Origin of the sequence: Rhodococcus sp. NPDC056516, from assembly GCF_042794655.1 — a bacterium.
Taxonomy (GTDB): Bacteria; Actinomycetota; Actinomycetes; order Mycobacteriales; family Mycobacteriaceae; genus Rhodococcus_F.
The window spans coordinates 569,378-583,820 of the sequence record NZ_JBHTTG010000001.1; the positions used below are offsets into that span (position 1 = coordinate 569,378).

Here is a 14,443-nt window from a genome sequence, read left to right on the forward strand (position 1 = left end):
GAACTCAGCCGACGAAGTAAAGGCTGTCCACGCCGGAATTGCCGTCTTCGTAAAAGAAGGCCGAAAGGTTGAGCGCTATGTCGGAGAAGTCCATCGCCCATTCTCGGAGGGTCCGCTCTGCGGCCGCCGGTGCCGTACTAGCTCTCGGATTGGCGGTGGGCGGCACGGGAATTGCATCGGCAGAGCCGGAAACCGTGTGTACCCCGAGCGCAGATCCGCTTGTGACCTGCGCTGAGGAAGAGGCAGTTCCCACTACCGACGCCGACGCGGCGACAAGCACCGAGACCGTACCCGAGAAGGTCGAGGCCGGCGCCGCAGAAGCAGGTACTGCCGGAACCGCGGCAACGGACGCCGCGGCACTGGCGGAAGCCGAAGCAAAAGCCAAAGCCGCAGCCGACGCCGCAGCGAAGGCGGCCGAAGCAGCCGCGACGGCAGGGGTCGACTCGTCCGCAGCGACAGACACTTCGGTGAAGGCGACCGAGGCAATGACTCAGGCGAGCGTCGAGGCAACCAAGGCTGCGGTCGAGTCGACCAAGGCCAAGGCGGAGGCCGGGGCAGCGGAACAGTCTGCCAAGGACGCAGAAGAGGCGGCCAAGGTTGCGGAGTCCGCTGCGGCCGACGCCAAAGAGGTAGCAAAAACAGCTCAGGCAGAAGCAGATGCGGCCGCAGCCAAGGCAACGGAACTCGAGGAAGCTGCGAAGGCCGCCGGTTCGGGCACCAAGACCGAGGAGGCGGCACAGGCTCGCGCCGAGGCCAATGCTCTGCAGGCCAAGGCCGATGAGGCGAAGGCTGCCGCGGATGCAAACGCCAAGCTGGTTGCGGACAAGAACAAGGAAGCCGACGAAGCCTTCAAGAACTGGGATTTCGCGAAGGGACTCGCCGCAAAGGCTCAGGCGTTGGCCGCCGCTTGGAATGCCAAGCAGCTCGCGATCACCGTCAAGGAAACTCAGAAGGTGGCCACTGCCGCCGAAACCACCGCCAAGGCAGCTGAGTCCGCGGCGGCCACCGAAGTAGAAGCTGCCACCGCCGCCCGTAAGGCCGCAGACGAAGCGGCTGCTACCGCAGCTTCTGCACAGAAGGACGCCGACGCTGCACAGAAGGCCGCAGAGACGGCCCAGGCAGAGGCCGATGCTGCAGGGGAGGAGGCCACCGACAAGCGAGCAATCGCCGCCGAAAAGGCTGCCGAAGCCGCCAAGAAGGCCGAAGCTGCCGAAGCCGCGAGCAAGAAGGCGCAGGATCTCTACCTGGCGGCCGAAGACGCGAAGGCCGCAGCCGACGCCGCAGCTGCAAAGGCCAAGGAAGCTCAGGCCGCAGCTGCCGCCGCAAAGGCCGAAGCGGATGCAGCGCAGAAGATCGTCGACGAGCTCAAGGCAAAGGGCGAGAAGGAGATTGACAACGGAACAGGTGTCGGCGGTGAAGTGATCATCGGTGAGCACACTGACGACGGTTCCGGAGTCACGAAGGTCGACGAGACCACCGCTGTAGTGAACAAGACCGGAGTGAAGCTGGTCGGCTACTACAACAACAAGGGCGCCTTCGACGTCGTCGACTACTACGTCACCGACGCCGACGGCGATCCGGCACTCGCCGGAAGCCTGCCCCCGGTCGATCTTGCCCTCGGTGACACCGCAAGCAGCACCAGCGGTAGCAGCAACTCGAATCTGCCGGCCGTACTGATCGGTGTCGGAGTCGTGGGCGCCGCAGCCGCAGCAGCTACGACGGTGGTCGTTCGTCGCAAGCGTCATGACGGTACGGGCAACACGTCTGCGTAGCGCGGGCCTCTCGGCGGTAGCGATCCTCGCACTCCTCGTATCCGGATGTTCGGGCGAGAACGCTGGATCGGTACCAGACCGCTCGCCGGTGCAGTCGCATATCGCGGCTGCACCGGCATCGGTGAGCGTCGGTCCGGCCGAACCCGAGCGGATCGAGTTGAGGTCTGCGTCCGGGGTTACGTACCTGAGCAGTCCGTTGCACGCGGAGAAACTGATGCGCGGCGGCGACAGTGGGCAGCAGCTGAATCCGGTCGACGAACTGCCGGTGTGGTGGGGTGAGAGCGGAATGCCGGGAACATCGACCACACAGACGGTTGTCGTGGTCGGGCACAACTACTCCACTCGCGAAGCACCGTTCCGAGCGCTACGGGTAGTCGAGCCAGGTGATCACGTTCTACTGGGTACTCCGAACGGAGTGCTCGAGTACGACGTCGAAACCGTCGGGCCGTTGCACAAAGGTTCACTGTTGGGCGCACACGAGTTGCGCGAATCCGTCCCGGGACGGCTGATCCTCGCCAATTGTGATGTCGTCGAGGGGGAGTCGACGCCGGACAACTACATCGTCGTCGCTCAGCTGGCAACGCACTGAATCCGCGACAGTGCAACAATGGGTACATGGATTCTCTCGGTCTTCTCTCGGAACTGGTAGCCCTCGACACGGTCTCCGGAGAGGCAGCTCCCCAGCGCAGAGCCATGGATTCGATTGTCTCGTTGGTGCTCTCGCATGCGCCGAAGGCAAAGGTGGAGTCGGATCTGACCGGCAATCATCCCTGGGCCTTGATCACCAACGAAGCAGTGCCCTCGGCGGCAAGACTGCTGTTCGCCTGCCACGTCGACACGGTGCCGGTGGGCACTGTCTCCGACTGGGAGTTCGATCCGTACGCCGCGCAGGTGGACGGCGAATTGTTCCTCGGCAGAGGAACATCGGATATGAAAGCCGGCCTGGTTGCCGCTACTGCCGCAGTAGTCGACGCCTTCGAACGTGGAGTTCCGGTCGCACTACTGCTGACGAGCGACGAGGAAATCGGATCGCTCGGTGCAGTCCGTTCGGCCGACGCCGTAGCGAATCTCGAGGTCGGGGCCGTCATTGTTCCCGAGGCGACGGGCAATCGAATCAACCTGGGGCACCGCGGCGCCCTGTGGCTCGAAGTGTCCGTCAAAGGAAAAGCCGCGCACGGGAGTACACCGCAGCGAGGAACTAACGCCGTCCTCAAACTGCTCGACGTCGTCGACCGAGCTCGACGTGAGCTTCCGCTGTCGTCCGACGCGTTTCTGGGTGCCGAAACGTGGAACCTCGGCTTGGTCGGCGGGGGTTCGGCTCCGAACATCGTGCCGGACAGTGCACGTGCGGTGATCGATCACCGCACCGTGGGAGACGGCGCAGACCTGCTCGCGTGGTGGCGCGCCCAACCGGAGGTCGACTCGGTAGAGACGTCGATTCACCTGGGAGGTGTGCGTACCGACGCGTCGGATCCGTGGTTGGCCACCTTGCCGATCCCTGTTGCAACCGAACCGGTTTCGTACTTCACCGACGCTTCGGTGCTGGCAGCGGCCGCCCCAGGAGCTCCCGTCGTGATCTGGGGGCCTGGTACTCCCTCGCTGATGCATGCGGCCAACGAAAGCGTAAAGGTCTCGGAACTGGACGATGCAATTGCTGCTTACGGTGCGGTCGCTGCTGCTTGGCCGACGGTGGACTGACGGACAATCAGTTCAGGAGCAAGCGCAATGTGGGCTGTCGACTCGGAAGAGTTGTTCATCGCCTGATCCAGAAGTCGCACAGCTTCTTCCGCGATTCTCTCCTGTGGCTGTCCGACGGTGGTCAACGGCGGATTGCACAGTTCGGAGAACGGGATGTTGTCGAAACCGGTGACCAGGACGTCGCCGGGGACGTCGATGCCCAGTGTGTGGCAGGTTTGCAACACGCCGAGTGCGATCAAGTCGTCGGCGCAGACCAGGGCGTCGGGGCGAGTCTTGCCGGTCAGGATGGTGTTGGATGCCGTGCGCCCCCACTCGATCGAGTACTCGCCGAGTTGTGTCCACTCGTCACGAGTTTCGATGCCCATTCGATCCGCGTGGCGGAAGAAGCCGGCCCGGCGAAGTTCCGTTGACGAATTGGTCAGCTCGGAACTGATGAAGGCGGCCGATCGCGCGCCACGCTCCGACAGATGCTCCATCACCAGGGATTGTGCGGCGTCGTCGTCGACACCGACCCAGTCCGTCTGGGTATCCATTGCAAACCGGTCCAGTTGAACGACCGGAAGCGTTGCCGCGCTGGCTCGGACGGCTTCGGCACTCAGTTCGCCGTGGCACGGGCTGATGATGATTCCGTCCACCTGTCGCGAGACGAGCGACTTCAGTCGCTGCGCTTCCACGTCGGGGTCGGAACGAGAATCGCACAGGAACAGTTGCAGTCCGCGCTGAGCCAGGACGTGTTCGACATTGACCACCAGCGACGTGAAGAAAGGGTTCGCGATACTCGGAACCACCATGCCGACCGTGTCAGTCCGATTACGACGCAGCGAGCTGGCGATGATGTTTCCCGAGTATCCGAGAGAATCCGCGGCTCGTTTGATCGTCGCTGCAAGCTCGTCCGAGACAGGGCGGGAGCCGGACAGTGCCCGCGACACGGTGGCAGTCGACACCCCGGCCAGTTCCGCGACATCGCGAATGGTCGCCTTGCGCATGCATCCCCCCGTTTTCTGCTCGATTCGGGTCCGAGGTTATCGAACCGCACGGTCCAGTGTCCCGCATGTAACGCGATTGAGGCAATCGTTTACAAATTCGAATTGTGAAATCCTTGACACAACCCGGTGTTGATCGCATAACCTGCTAATTCATCAAGGCAATCGATTACATCGTGTGCAGATCTTGTGCATGGACATACAGCGCACATCTTGCGCATGGAATGGGGTAGCTGAAGTGACCGCATCACCGCTCGGAGTCTTTCCGCCCAAGCCCTCGGCGTTGGCAGAGATGTTCACCGGCACGCCTTCTCTTATCGGGGCCATCCACCTCCCTGCTCTGCCGGGCAGCCCGCACTACACCGGGCAGCCGGTTTCGGAAATTGCTCGCTTCGCTGTAGAGGAAGCGCACGCGTACGTCGACAACGGTTTCGACGGTGTGATCGTCGAAAATCATTGGGACATACCGTTCCTCAAGCCCGGAGAACACGGATACGAGACGGCCGCCAGCATGGGCGTCATCACGGCAGCGGTGGTCGGCGAGTTCGGCAAGGCCGTTGGCGTCAGCATCTTGTCCAACGCCGGCGAGTGCGGAGTGGCCGCGGCGTGGGCGGCGGGCGCGAGTTTTGTGCGCGTCAATCAATGGGCCAATGCCTACATTGCCAATGAGGGTTTCATCGAGGGTCAGGCCGCCAAGACGACGCGCTTCCGCCATCGCATCGGCGCCGACCCGGTCCGGATCTTCGCTGATGTGCATGTCAAGCACGGTGCGCACGCCATTGTTGCGGACCGAACTGTCGCGGAGCAGACCGAGGACGCCGAGTTCTTCGACGCAGACGTCCTGATCGCGACAGGTTCGCGCACCGGTGACGCCGCTTCGGTCGACGAAGTGTCCGTGATCCGTGACAACACGGTTCTTCCGGTGATCATCGGATCGGGCATTACGGCCGCCAACGTCGCAGCACTGATGAAGGAATGCGACGGCGCGATAGTTGCTTCTTCGGTGAAGGACAATGGACGCTGGTGGGGGCGGGTCGCAGGCGAGAAGGTCCGCGAACTGTCCCGGGCTGCAGGAAAGTAACCATGATTGTCTTTTGTGGATACGCCAACAACGATGTGACGGTGCATGTTCCACACGTACCGGTCCTCGGGGAGCGCGTTCAGGCAACGGCCATCAGTCAGATCGACGGTGGAATGAATGCAAATGCTGCGGTATCCGCGGCCCGAATGGGCGCGCAGGTGATCTTTGCCGGTGCCGTGGGCCCGGACGCACGGTCCACCGAGTTTCTCGAAGCCCTCGAGGTAGATGGCGTCGACACCAGTTGGTCGCCGCGAGATGCGTTCCTGTCGACGGCAGTTGTTCTCATCGCGCAGGACGGCGATCGCTCAATCATCAGCCAGGATGACCCGAACGATGCCGAACGCATCGGAGTTGTCGTCACTCGATTGGCCGCTGCCGGCGGTGGACGACTGTTCCTCGACGGATACCGTGCGGTCTTCCTCCCGGATGAATTACCGGGAAGCGTAAGTCTGGTAATCGATCTGGACGGTTGTGAAAACAAACCCGCGGCACTGCGCGCGTTCGCGCTCGCTGACCACGTCGTCGTAGGGCGTGCCCTGTGGGAAGGCGAGTTCGGGATCGGTTTCGATCAGTGGCAGGCACTGGCCGCCGAGCACAACACTCACCTGCTGGTGACCGACGGCTCGCGAGGTTGGACGCTGGCCACACCGGACGGCGAGGTGACGAGCGAACCGGCAGTAGTGGTCGACGTCGTCGATGCAGTCGGGGCCGGCGATTGCTTCGGCGGTACGTACATAGCCTTCATCGACGCCGGGCGCTCACCGGTAGACGCCGCACGACTCGCCGGGGCATCGGCTGCATTGGCTTGCGCCACTGCCGGACCCCGCGGATGCCCTACCCGAGATGAATTGGACAGCTTCACAGCAACATTGACCCCTCACACCCTTTTGGAGACTCGATGATGAAACGTGCATTGCCTCTGGCGCTGGGAGCTGCAGTCGCGCTCACGCTCACCGCTTGTGACTCGGCGTCGTCGAGCGACTCGAAAGACGCATCGGGTGGCTCGTCCATCCCGCAGCCGACCCGGGTCGCCGAGAGCTGTGACGGGACGAACGGCAAGCTCAAGGTCGGTCTGGTGACCATCAACCTTCAGGCGCTGTACTTCAACCAGATCAACAATGCCGCGAAGAACGTCGCGGACAAGGCAGGCGTCGACCTGCAGATCATCAGTGGCAACGACGATTCCGTCGCACAGGCCAATGCTTTCGACAATCTGATCGCCGCCGGTGTCGACGCGATCATCGTCGACGCGATCGACACGGACGGAATCAAGCCGTCGGTGGTCAAGGCCAAGAACGCGGGCATCCCGGTCGTCGCGGTCGACGCGACCATCGACGATCCGGCACTGTCGACTCAGGTCGGTACGGCCAATGCAGAGGGCGGTGCCAAGATCGGAAACACCTTGGCCGATGTCGCGAACAACACCGGAACGGTCGGTATCGTCGGCGCGCTCAACAGCACTGTCCAGCTGGAGCGGCAGAAGGGCTTCACCGAGACCGTAACCGGCCGCGGAATGACCGTCGGCACCGTCGTGGACGGACGTAACATTCAGGAGAACGCACAGACCGCAGCGGAGAACCTGCTGACCGGCGGTGGCGACATGAAGTACGTCTACGCAACCGGTGAGCCGGCCTTGATCGGACTCGTCGCGGCGGTCAACAGTCAGAAGGCGCAGGATCGCATCGAAGCAGTCGGTTGGGATCTTTCGGATCAGGCGGTAGGCGGACTCAAAGCCGGTTGGCTTAAAGGCGTGGTCCAGCAGAACACCTTCGAATTCGGCCACGAGGCAATGAATTCGGCAATCGACCTGGCTTGTGGACGCGGCGCTCCGGCAAACATCCCCGTTCCCACCCAGATCGTGACTCCGGAGAACGTGGCCGACTACATGTACTACTTGGAGAAGTAATCATGGCACCTCCACTGATCGAACTCTCGGGCATCACCAAGTCGTACGGACCGGTGAAGTCCCTTCAAGGAGTGGACCTTCGGCTGGCGAAGGGTGAAGTACTCGGAGTGGTCGGCGACAACGGCGCCGGTAAGTCCACTCTGATGAAGATTCTCGCCGGCGCGGTTCAGCACGACGGCGGTGAAATGCGAGTCAACGGTGAACCAGTACGCTTTTCGACGCCGCTCGACGCGCAGCAGAAGAAGATCGGAATCGTCTACCAGGACCTGGCTCTGTGCGACACGCTCGACGTCGCCAGCAACCTGTTCCTCGGCCGAGAACCGCGAAAGGGTCCCTTCCTCGACCGGCATGCCATGCACGAGAAGGCGGCTCACATTCTTGCTGACCTGCATGTCAAGGTGAAGTCGACCTACCAGGAGATCGGGCAGCTGTCCGGCGGACAGCGGCAAACCGTCGCGATCGCCCGCGCGGTCTCCTTCCGGCCCGACGTGCTGATCCTCGACGAGCCCACCGCAGCGCTTGCCGTCGCAGAGGTCGAGTCGGTGCTCAAGCTGATCACGGACGTGGCAGCGGCCGGGGTGGGCGTCATTCTCGTGACGCACCGCCTGCAGGATCTGTTCCGCGTGTGTGACCGAATCACGGTCATGTACGAGGGGCAGAGCGTCGACGACGTTCCGATCGGCGACCTCAACATCGAGTCTCTCGTCGGACTCATCACTCGAACTCCGGTTCCGCAACGGACACCGGCAGCAGCACAGGGAGTCACGGCATGACCACTCTCGAGAAGACCCAGGCACCGGTCGAGCGAAAGCTTGCCGCCAAGCCGTCGTTGTGGGACAGCGTCAACAAGCCGACGCTTGCGATGCTCGCGGTGACAATTGCTGTCGCAGCTGTCTTCTCGGCGACCACGTCGTCGTTCCTGACATTCACGAACCTGTCGAACCTGGCAACCCAGATCGCTCCGGTTCTGATCATCGCGGTAGCAATGACTTTCGTGATCACGGCCGGTCAGATCGACCTGTCCGTCGGTGCGATCGTCGCGTTCGTCGCGGCGATGAGTGCCGAATTGATCCAGGCGGGCGTCGATTCGTCCCTGGTCTTCGTCGCCGCCCCGGTCATGGGTGCGGCCTGGGGTCTGGTCAACGGTTGGCTCGCTGCCTACCAGGGCATTCCGCCGTTCATCGTGACTCTGGCGACGATGTCCGTCATCCGCGGCATCGCGCTGTACCGGACCGAAGGGTTCTCCGTTCCGGTCCCGGCAGACACCTACTTCGCGAAGCTCGGAACTGCGGAATTCCTCGGGTTCTCCGCCAGCGCCTGGATTGCTCTCGTCGTCGTGGTCATCGGAGCAATTGCGCTCAACCGCATGCGCTTCGGGCGCTACGTCACCGGTATCGGCTCCAACGTCGAATCCGTACGACGGTCCGGCGTCAACACGCGTCGTGTGCTCATGATGACGCTCGTCTTCACCGGCCTGGCTGCAGGCATCGCGGGGCTACTGATCGCGGCTCGACTGGGCTCGGGTTCGGCCAACTCCGCAACGGGATTCGAGCTCACCGTGATCACCGCGGTGGTTCTCGGTGGCACCAACCTCTTCGGCGGCCGCGGCACCGTGATCGGTACCGTCATCGGTGCCGTTCTGACCGGCATCATCGCCAACGGATTGACCCTGCTCGGCGTGAGCCCGTTCCTGACGCCGATCATCACCGGTGTCGTTCTGCTACTGGCCATCTGGATCAACATGCGCGGACACACACTGAGCGCGCTGTGGCGACACCTGCAGTCCGCGCCCTCGGGGCCTGCACGCTCATGAGTAAGGTTCGTACCGTCACGGGAACCGTGGACAGCTCGGAACTCGGGCTGGTTCTCCCACACGAACATCTGCACAACGACGTCACCGGTGCATACACCGAGGCCCCGGATCCGGTTGTGGCGCAGCGGTTGGCCGGTCCGGTACGCGCGGAGGATGCCTGGCTTCTTCACGACAATCCGTACTACAGTCTCGACAATTGTCGAGTCGACGACGCAGCGGCCGTGGTGGAAGACCTTGCGGACTTCGCCCGGCTCGGTGGTCGGACGATCGTCGATCTGACACCGCCGGGTCTGGGCCGGGCGCCGGAGAAGTTGGCTGAGTTCTCGCGAAAGTCTGACGTGCGAGTGATCATGGGTTCGGGGTGGTACCTCGAGACGACTCATCCGGTGGAGGTCCACGAACTCGGTGTCGACGATCTGGCGGGTTCGCTTGTCGAGGAGTTCAATCCGGCAAAGGAATTGGCTCCGGGAGTGATCGGGGAGATCGGTGTCTCCCCGCTCTTCACTCAGAACGAGGCCAAAGCGTTGCGGGCGGCGTGCATCGCTCAGCGTGAGGTGGACGTGCCCCTGTTCGTCCACCTTCCGGGATGGCAGCGCGTCGGACATCACGTTGTCGACATCGTGGTCAACGAGATGGGCGTCGATCCGCAAGCAGTGGTCCTGTGCCACATGGACCCGTCGGGACACGACACCGACTACCAACGATCGCTCGCCGACCGCGGAGTTTTCCTCGAGTTCGACATGATCGGAATGCCTTTCGACTTCCCCGGGGAGGGCCTTTCTCCACATCCGGCGGAAACAGCCACTGCGGTGGCCGGATTGGTGACTTCCGGCCACACCTCACAACTGTTGCTCAGTCACGATCTCTTCCTCAAATCAATGCTCAGAAAGCACGGCGGTAACGGATTCTCCTACGTACCACTCGCCTTCGCCGCACGGTTGGTGCGCGCAGGCGTAGATCCCCAGCAAGTGTCCGCACTGATGCGAGACAACCCGAGGTCGCTCTTCGAGCAGGCCGCGAAAGGAAACAGAAGCAGTCATGGGTAAACGAGTACTGATCGCCGGCGAGAGCTGGATGACGACGTCGACGCACGTCAAGGGCGTCGACGAGTTCAGTGTCCATTCCTACGTCGAGGGTGTCGGTCCGCTGAGGGATGCGCTCACCTCACGTGGCCACGACGTGACACACATGCCCGCACACCTGGTGCCGACGCAGTTCCCCGGTACCGCAGAAGCCCTGTCGCAGTTCGACGTCGTCGTTCTCTCCGACATCGGTGCGAATTCTCTGCAGTTGGCTCCCGGTGTATTCGACCAGTTCCGCGCCGGCGAGGATCGCCTTGTTGCGCTTCGTGACTGGGTGAACGCCGGTGGCTCACTGATGATGATCGGTGGCTATCTCTCGTTCTCGGGGTTCCAGGCGCGAGCAGCCTTCCGTCAGACTGCGATCGCCGAAGTACTGCCCGTGACGATGCTGGCCGAAGACGATCGCGTCGAGACACCGGCCGGGATCGTTCCCACCGTCGTCGATGCTGCTCACCCGGCTCTCGGTGGTGCCGGGGATTCCTGGCCGGCGCTCTTGGGATACAACCGCGTCGTCGCGAAAGACGGTGCTGCGGTTCCCGCCACCATCAACGGCGATCCGCTTGTCGCTGCAGGTGAATACGGCGCCGGACGGTCGATCGTCTTCACCTCGGACTGCTCGCCGCACTGGGCTCCACCGGAGTTCTGTGAGCAGTGGCCCGGATACACCGACCTGTTCGACGGCTTGATCAGTTGGGTCGCCGGCGAATGAGTCGGTCCTCAGACCTGCTCGCGCGGCAGCAGAGTAACCTCGCTGCCGCGCGGGCGGTTCCATTCATCGAGGACACCATCGGCGGGACGTTGACTGATGAGGGATTTCGCCGGTACCTCGTGATCGAAGAGGCATTTGTACTGACTGCCGTCAAGGTGTTGGGGTTGGTGGTCGCCGAATCCCCGACGCTCGACGACGCGCTCGACCACGTGACGTCGATGTCGAACCTGGTGGGCGAACAGCGCGAGTATTTTGCGCAGTTGCGTTCCCGATTCCCCTACGGGGGCGACGCAGCGGCTCTGGTCGAGGAGTCGGCCGTTCTGTCCACGCACGCCTTGGCCCTCGCGCGCGAAGAGGGCAGGGCGGCTGCCCTGGTGGGCATGTACGCCGCGGAAACCCTGTATCTGTCGTGGTGCCGGGAGGCTGCGGCCCTGAAGGTCGAGCGCGAACCAGCGTTGCAGGACTGGGTGGACATGCATGTCGCTCCGCCATTCGTGTCTCAGGTGGCAGTGCTGGCGTGCGAGGTGGACGCCATGCCCGAGTCCGTGAGCGACGAGGACCTGGATCGGTGGTTCTCCGGCATGCTGGCCGCGGAGATCGATTTTCACAAAGTGGCGGTGTGAACCCCTGCTGTGCGCCTTTATTAACCCCCCGGCGGTTAATAAAGGCGCACAGCAAAAGGCCCGTAGGTCGCTTTCGCAACTTACGGGCCTTTCCTTTGTAGCGGGGACAGGATTTGAACCTGCGACCTCTGGGTTATGAGCCCAGCGAGCTACCGAGCTGCTCCACCCCGCGTCGGTGTGAAACCAACAGTACACGACTTCTGGAGGCGCAATTACCACCCCCCTGTCACTGGGCGGAGTGGGTGCTTTCGGCGTAATAGCCACGAATGTGTCCGGTGATGCGTTCGCGCGCCGATTCGGGATCTCCCGCCTGCACTGCTTCGACGATTCGGCGATGTTCCTCGCGGAGTCGGCAGCACGTGCTCGGCCAGGAATCGAGATTCACTCCCGAGAGGACGTACGCCTCGATCGATTCGCGTAGCCCCGTCATCATCGCCGCGACAACCCGATTGCCGGCAGCGTCCGCGAGTGCAACGTGAAATTGGGCGTCGAGGATCAGGAACTCGTGCGCGCTGAGTTCGAGATTGTCCATCGAGTCGAGTAACTCGACTGCCGTTTCCAAGTTGGGAGTTGGTTGCGTTCGTGCGAGCTCTTGCATTACCTCGGCCTCGAGCACGAGGCGCGTTTTAACTACATCTGTCACCGGAAAACCTTGTGCGGCAACCTGCATTCGCATCAGCATGGTCATGCCGCCGGTGGGACGGGCGACGATCATCGCGCCGGAAGTGGGGCCGGATCCCGTCTGCGCTTTCAGTAGGCCGAGTGCTTCCATGACGCGCAGAGCTTCGCGAACCGACGAACGACCGACGCCGAGTTCGGCCGCCAGGATGCGCTCACCAGGAAGCCGCTGACCCGGGACGACTTCTCCCGATGTCAGCCGCTTCTCCAGGTGCGTCAGTACTTGTTCCCACGCGCGTGGACTCGAATCGGAGGGCATGAGCCAAGAGCCTAGGTGCTTCCTACGGAAGCATCCACGACAGGACCGGTGTGGATTGCAGATAAACGAGCGTGCACAGGATGAGTAACATACCGAGGCTGTAACCGATGACCTTGCGCAACAGGATCGGCTCGCTACCTACCTGCCCGACTGCAGTTGCCGCAATTGTGAGGTTCTGAGGGCTGACCAGCTTTCCTACGACTCCTCCGGACGTATTGGCCGCGACCAACAAGGTCGGATCGATGCCCGCAGTTTGTCCCGCCACCTGCTGCAACTTGGCGAACAGTGCATTTGCGGAGGTGTCGGAACCGGTTACGGCTGTACCGAGCCAGCCGAGCATGGGGGAGAAGAAGGCAAATGCAGCGCCGGTGCCGGCCAGCCAGGTGCCGATCGACACGGTTTGTCCTGACTGGTTCATGACGTAACTCAAGCCGAGCACCGTGGCGACAGTTGCAATTGCCAGCCGCATCTTGACCACTGTCGTGCCGAAGGTCGTCATGGATTGCCGCGCGCTCAGGGGGAATCGTTTTCCGTGAGTCCAGAAACCGTAGACGGCTGTGACGATCATGCCGCAGATCAAGAGAAGTGTGCCGGGATTGGACAGCCAGGAGAACGTGTAGATCGCGCTCGACGAGGGGGTTCCCGTGTCGGTCAGCAGATTTCCGTACAGACCAGGCCATTCGACCTTGCGATCGGTTTTGCTCAGCAAAGCGGGAAGATCGAATCCGACTGTCCACAGCTTGGCGACACCGAAGACCACAACTACGAGCAGGTAAGGGAAGAGGGCCAGGAAAGTTCTTGACGGACTGAGCTTTTCGGGATCAACCTTGGAACGCTGATCGTCCGGGGTTGTGGGACGCCAGAAGCGCAGCATCGCGACCGCAGCGGCGAGGCCGGCAAGAGACGCGACGACGTCCGTCAGTTCGTACGAGAAGTGGCTCGAGCACCAGAACTGCGCGAGCGCGAAGACGGCGCCGGTGACCAATGCGATGGGCCAGACCTGCCTCAATCCTCGTTTGCCATCGACCAGGAACAGGAGAAGAAGCGGCACGAACAGTGCCAGGATCGGAGTTTGCCGACCGACGACGGCTGCGATTTCGGTGGCGGGAATCCCAGTCAGGTTCCCCGCCGTCGTGATCGGAATAGCCATGGCGCCGAAGGCAACTGGCGCCGTGTTGGCAACCAGGACGGTGACGGCTGCCCGGATGGGCGGCATGCCGAGTGCGATGAGCATGGCGCCGGTGATGGCGACGGGTGCGCCGAAGCCCGCGAGTGCTTCGAGCATCCCGCCGAAGCAGAATGCGATGAGCATGGCCTGTACGCGCATGTCGCCACGCCCGACTGTGTTGAAAACACGTCGGAGATCTTCGAAACGTCCACTCACGACGGTCAATTCGTAGAACCAGATTGCCGTGACCACGATCCACATGACCGGGAAGAGGCCAAAGGTGATGCCTTGGAGCGCCGAGAGCGCTGTCAGCGAAGCCGGCATGTCGAATCCGATTACCGCCACCGTCGCTGCGACTGCCAAGGCGCCGAGTCCCGAGTACCACGCTTTGAGTTTGAAGCCGGTCAACAGGACGAAGAACGTCGCCAGGGGAAGTAGCCCGACGAGCGCCGACGCGGTCAACGACCCGCCGATCGCGGTAGTGGACGGTGTGAAGCTCACCGCAAGCAGCTCGGTAGCCACTGGTATCTCCTGACAGGCTGTCGAATGACGATGTGTGGTCGGACCACAGGAACGTACACCATGACCCCGGTCACAATCGAGCGTTGATTCGATTTCGGCATTTTTCGGGTATTTCAGTTCTTGGTGGCACTGACCGTGCTTTACGGTGG

The 14,443-nt window shown here is 62.5% G+C and carries 14 protein-coding genes and 1 tRNA gene; 11 read left to right on the top strand and 4 right to left on the bottom strand.

Annotated features, from left to right (window positions below; all coding sequences use genetic code 11):
* Positions 1 to 77: 77 nt before the first annotated feature.
* The 3 genes from ACFQ6Y_RS02725 to ACFQ6Y_RS02735 are packed head-to-tail and all read left to right on the top strand — an operon-like array spanning position 78 to position 3,470.
* Positions 78 to 1,772 carry a hypothetical protein gene (locus ACFQ6Y_RS02725; protein ID WP_378628675.1) on the top strand — a complete coding sequence of 565 codons (1,695 nt, stop codon included), beginning with the start codon at positions 78 to 80 and terminating at the stop codon, positions 1,770 to 1,772.
* Positions 1,744 to 2,361: a sortase domain-bontaining protein gene (locus tag ACFQ6Y_RS02730; RefSeq protein WP_378628679.1), complete on the top strand. Its 618-nt coding sequence runs from the start codon at positions 1,744 to 1,746 to the stop codon at positions 2,359 to 2,361. The genes ACFQ6Y_RS02725 and ACFQ6Y_RS02730 overlap by 29 nt, the downstream gene beginning before the upstream one ends.
* 26 nt (positions 2,362 to 2,387) lie before the next feature.
* Entirely contained in the window at positions 2,388 to 3,470 is a 1,083-nt protein-coding gene (locus ACFQ6Y_RS02735) for a M20/M25/M40 family metallo-hydrolase (RefSeq protein ID WP_378628683.1), read from the top strand.
* Here ACFQ6Y_RS02735 and ACFQ6Y_RS02740 read toward each other — a convergent pair.
* On the bottom strand, positions 3,431 to 4,456 hold the full coding sequence (locus tag ACFQ6Y_RS02740; protein ID WP_141488323.1) for a LacI family DNA-binding transcriptional regulator: 1,026 nt from the start codon (positions 4,454 to 4,456) through the stop codon (positions 3,431 to 3,433). The two genes, ACFQ6Y_RS02735 and ACFQ6Y_RS02740, sit on opposite strands and share 40 nt — an antisense overlap.
* Positions 4,457 to 4,691: 235 nt before the next feature.
* On the opposite strand from ACFQ6Y_RS02740, the gene ACFQ6Y_RS02745 reads away from it, so the two are divergent.
* Genes ACFQ6Y_RS02745 through ACFQ6Y_RS02780 form a run of 8 tightly spaced genes read left to right on the top strand, consistent with a single transcriptional unit; the run spans position 4,692 to position 11,667 of the window.
* Positions 4,692 to 5,534: a BtpA/SgcQ family protein gene (locus ACFQ6Y_RS02745; RefSeq protein WP_003940276.1), complete on the top strand. Its 843-nt coding sequence runs from the start codon at positions 4,692 to 4,694 to the stop codon at positions 5,532 to 5,534.
* Positions 5,535 to 5,536: 2 nt separating this feature from the next.
* On the top strand, positions 5,537 to 6,436 hold the full coding sequence (locus tag ACFQ6Y_RS02750) for a carbohydrate kinase family protein (RefSeq protein ID WP_378628689.1): 900 nt from the start codon (positions 5,537 to 5,539) through the stop codon (positions 6,434 to 6,436).
* On the top strand, positions 6,433 to 7,440 hold the full coding sequence (locus tag ACFQ6Y_RS02755; RefSeq protein ID WP_019745494.1) for a substrate-binding domain-containing protein: 1,008 nt from the start codon (positions 6,433 to 6,435) through the stop codon (positions 7,438 to 7,440). Before ACFQ6Y_RS02750 ends, ACFQ6Y_RS02755 begins: the two co-directional genes overlap by 4 nt.
* A gap of 2 nt (positions 7,441 to 7,442) precedes the next feature.
* Complete coding sequence (locus tag ACFQ6Y_RS02760) at positions 7,443 to 8,213, top strand: ATP-binding cassette domain-containing protein (protein WP_372025254.1); 771 nt, start codon at positions 7,443 to 7,445, stop codon at positions 8,211 to 8,213.
* Complete coding sequence (locus ACFQ6Y_RS02765) at positions 8,210 to 9,253, top strand: ABC transporter permease (RefSeq protein ID WP_372025252.1); 1,044 nt, start codon at positions 8,210 to 8,212, stop codon at positions 9,251 to 9,253. The genes ACFQ6Y_RS02760 and ACFQ6Y_RS02765 overlap by 4 nt, the downstream gene beginning before the upstream one ends.
* Complete coding sequence (locus ACFQ6Y_RS02770) at positions 9,250 to 10,299, top strand: phosphotriesterase (RefSeq protein WP_378628705.1); 1,050 nt, start codon at positions 9,250 to 9,252, stop codon at positions 10,297 to 10,299. The genes ACFQ6Y_RS02765 and ACFQ6Y_RS02770 overlap by 4 nt, the downstream gene beginning before the upstream one ends.
* On the top strand, positions 10,292 to 11,044 hold the full coding sequence (locus ACFQ6Y_RS02775; protein ID WP_317825854.1) for a glutamine amidotransferase: 753 nt from the start codon (positions 10,292 to 10,294) through the stop codon (positions 11,042 to 11,044). The genes ACFQ6Y_RS02770 and ACFQ6Y_RS02775 overlap by 8 nt, the downstream gene beginning before the upstream one ends.
* Positions 11,041 to 11,667 (top strand): TenA family protein, encoded by a 627-nt coding sequence (locus tag ACFQ6Y_RS02780; protein WP_378628707.1) that lies wholly within the window; start codon positions 11,041 to 11,043, stop codon positions 11,665 to 11,667. The genes ACFQ6Y_RS02775 and ACFQ6Y_RS02780 overlap by 4 nt, the downstream gene beginning before the upstream one ends.
* 98 nt (positions 11,668 to 11,765) lie before the next feature.
* Here ACFQ6Y_RS02780 and ACFQ6Y_RS02785 read toward each other — a convergent pair.
* From ACFQ6Y_RS02785 to ACFQ6Y_RS02795, 3 genes are all read right to left on the bottom strand, one after another.
* Positions 11,766 to 11,839: transfer RNA gene (locus ACFQ6Y_RS02785), tRNA-Met, on the bottom strand.
* 54 nt (positions 11,840 to 11,893) lie between these two features.
* Complete coding sequence (locus tag ACFQ6Y_RS02790; protein WP_378628710.1) at positions 11,894 to 12,604, bottom strand: FadR/GntR family transcriptional regulator; 711 nt, start codon at positions 12,602 to 12,604, stop codon at positions 11,894 to 11,896.
* A 22-nt stretch (positions 12,605 to 12,626) separates the two neighbouring features.
* The gene (locus ACFQ6Y_RS02795; protein WP_378628713.1) at positions 12,627 to 14,294 is read right to left on the bottom strand and encodes an L-lactate permease; all 1,668 of its coding nucleotides are present in this window, start codon (positions 14,292 to 14,294) and stop codon (positions 12,627 to 12,629) included.
* Positions 14,295 to 14,443 lie beyond the last annotated feature (149 nt).

Bases quoted from the DNA above. Each gene is read 5' to 3' on its own strand.
- ACFQ6Y_RS02725 (WP_378628675.1), top strand. From the start codon at position 78: ATGTCGGAGAAGTCCATCGCCCATTCTCGGAGGGTCCGCTCTGCGGCC.
- ACFQ6Y_RS02760 (WP_372025254.1), top strand. From the start codon at position 7,443: ATGGCACCTCCACTGATCGAACTCTCGGGCATCACCAAGTCGTACGGA.
- ACFQ6Y_RS02755 (WP_019745494.1), top strand. From the start codon at position 6,433: ATGATGAAACGTGCATTGCCTCTGGCGCTGGGAGCTGCAGTCGCGCTC.
- ACFQ6Y_RS02780 (WP_378628707.1), top strand. From the start codon at position 11,041: ATGAGTCGGTCCTCAGACCTGCTCGCGCGGCAGCAGAGTAACCTCGCT.
- ACFQ6Y_RS02765 (WP_372025252.1), top strand. From the start codon at position 8,210: ATGACCACTCTCGAGAAGACCCAGGCACCGGTCGAGCGAAAGCTTGCC.
- ACFQ6Y_RS02735 (WP_378628683.1), top strand. From the start codon at position 2,388: ATGGATTCTCTCGGTCTTCTCTCGGAACTGGTAGCCCTCGACACGGTC.
- ACFQ6Y_RS02730 (WP_378628679.1), top strand. From the start codon at position 1,744: ATGACGGTACGGGCAACACGTCTGCGTAGCGCGGGCCTCTCGGCGGTA.
- ACFQ6Y_RS02750 (WP_378628689.1), top strand. From the start codon at position 5,537: ATGATTGTCTTTTGTGGATACGCCAACAACGATGTGACGGTGCATGTT.
- ACFQ6Y_RS02790 (WP_378628710.1), bottom strand. From the start codon at position 12,604: ATGCCCTCCGATTCGAGTCCACGCGCGTGGGAACAAGTACTGACGCAC.
- ACFQ6Y_RS02740 (WP_141488323.1), bottom strand. From the start codon at position 4,456: ATGCGCAAGGCGACCATTCGCGATGTCGCGGAACTGGCCGGGGTGTCG.
- ACFQ6Y_RS02770 (WP_378628705.1), top strand. From the start codon at position 9,250: ATGAGTAAGGTTCGTACCGTCACGGGAACCGTGGACAGCTCGGAACTC.
- ACFQ6Y_RS02775 (WP_317825854.1), top strand. From the start codon at position 10,292: ATGGGTAAACGAGTACTGATCGCCGGCGAGAGCTGGATGACGACGTCG.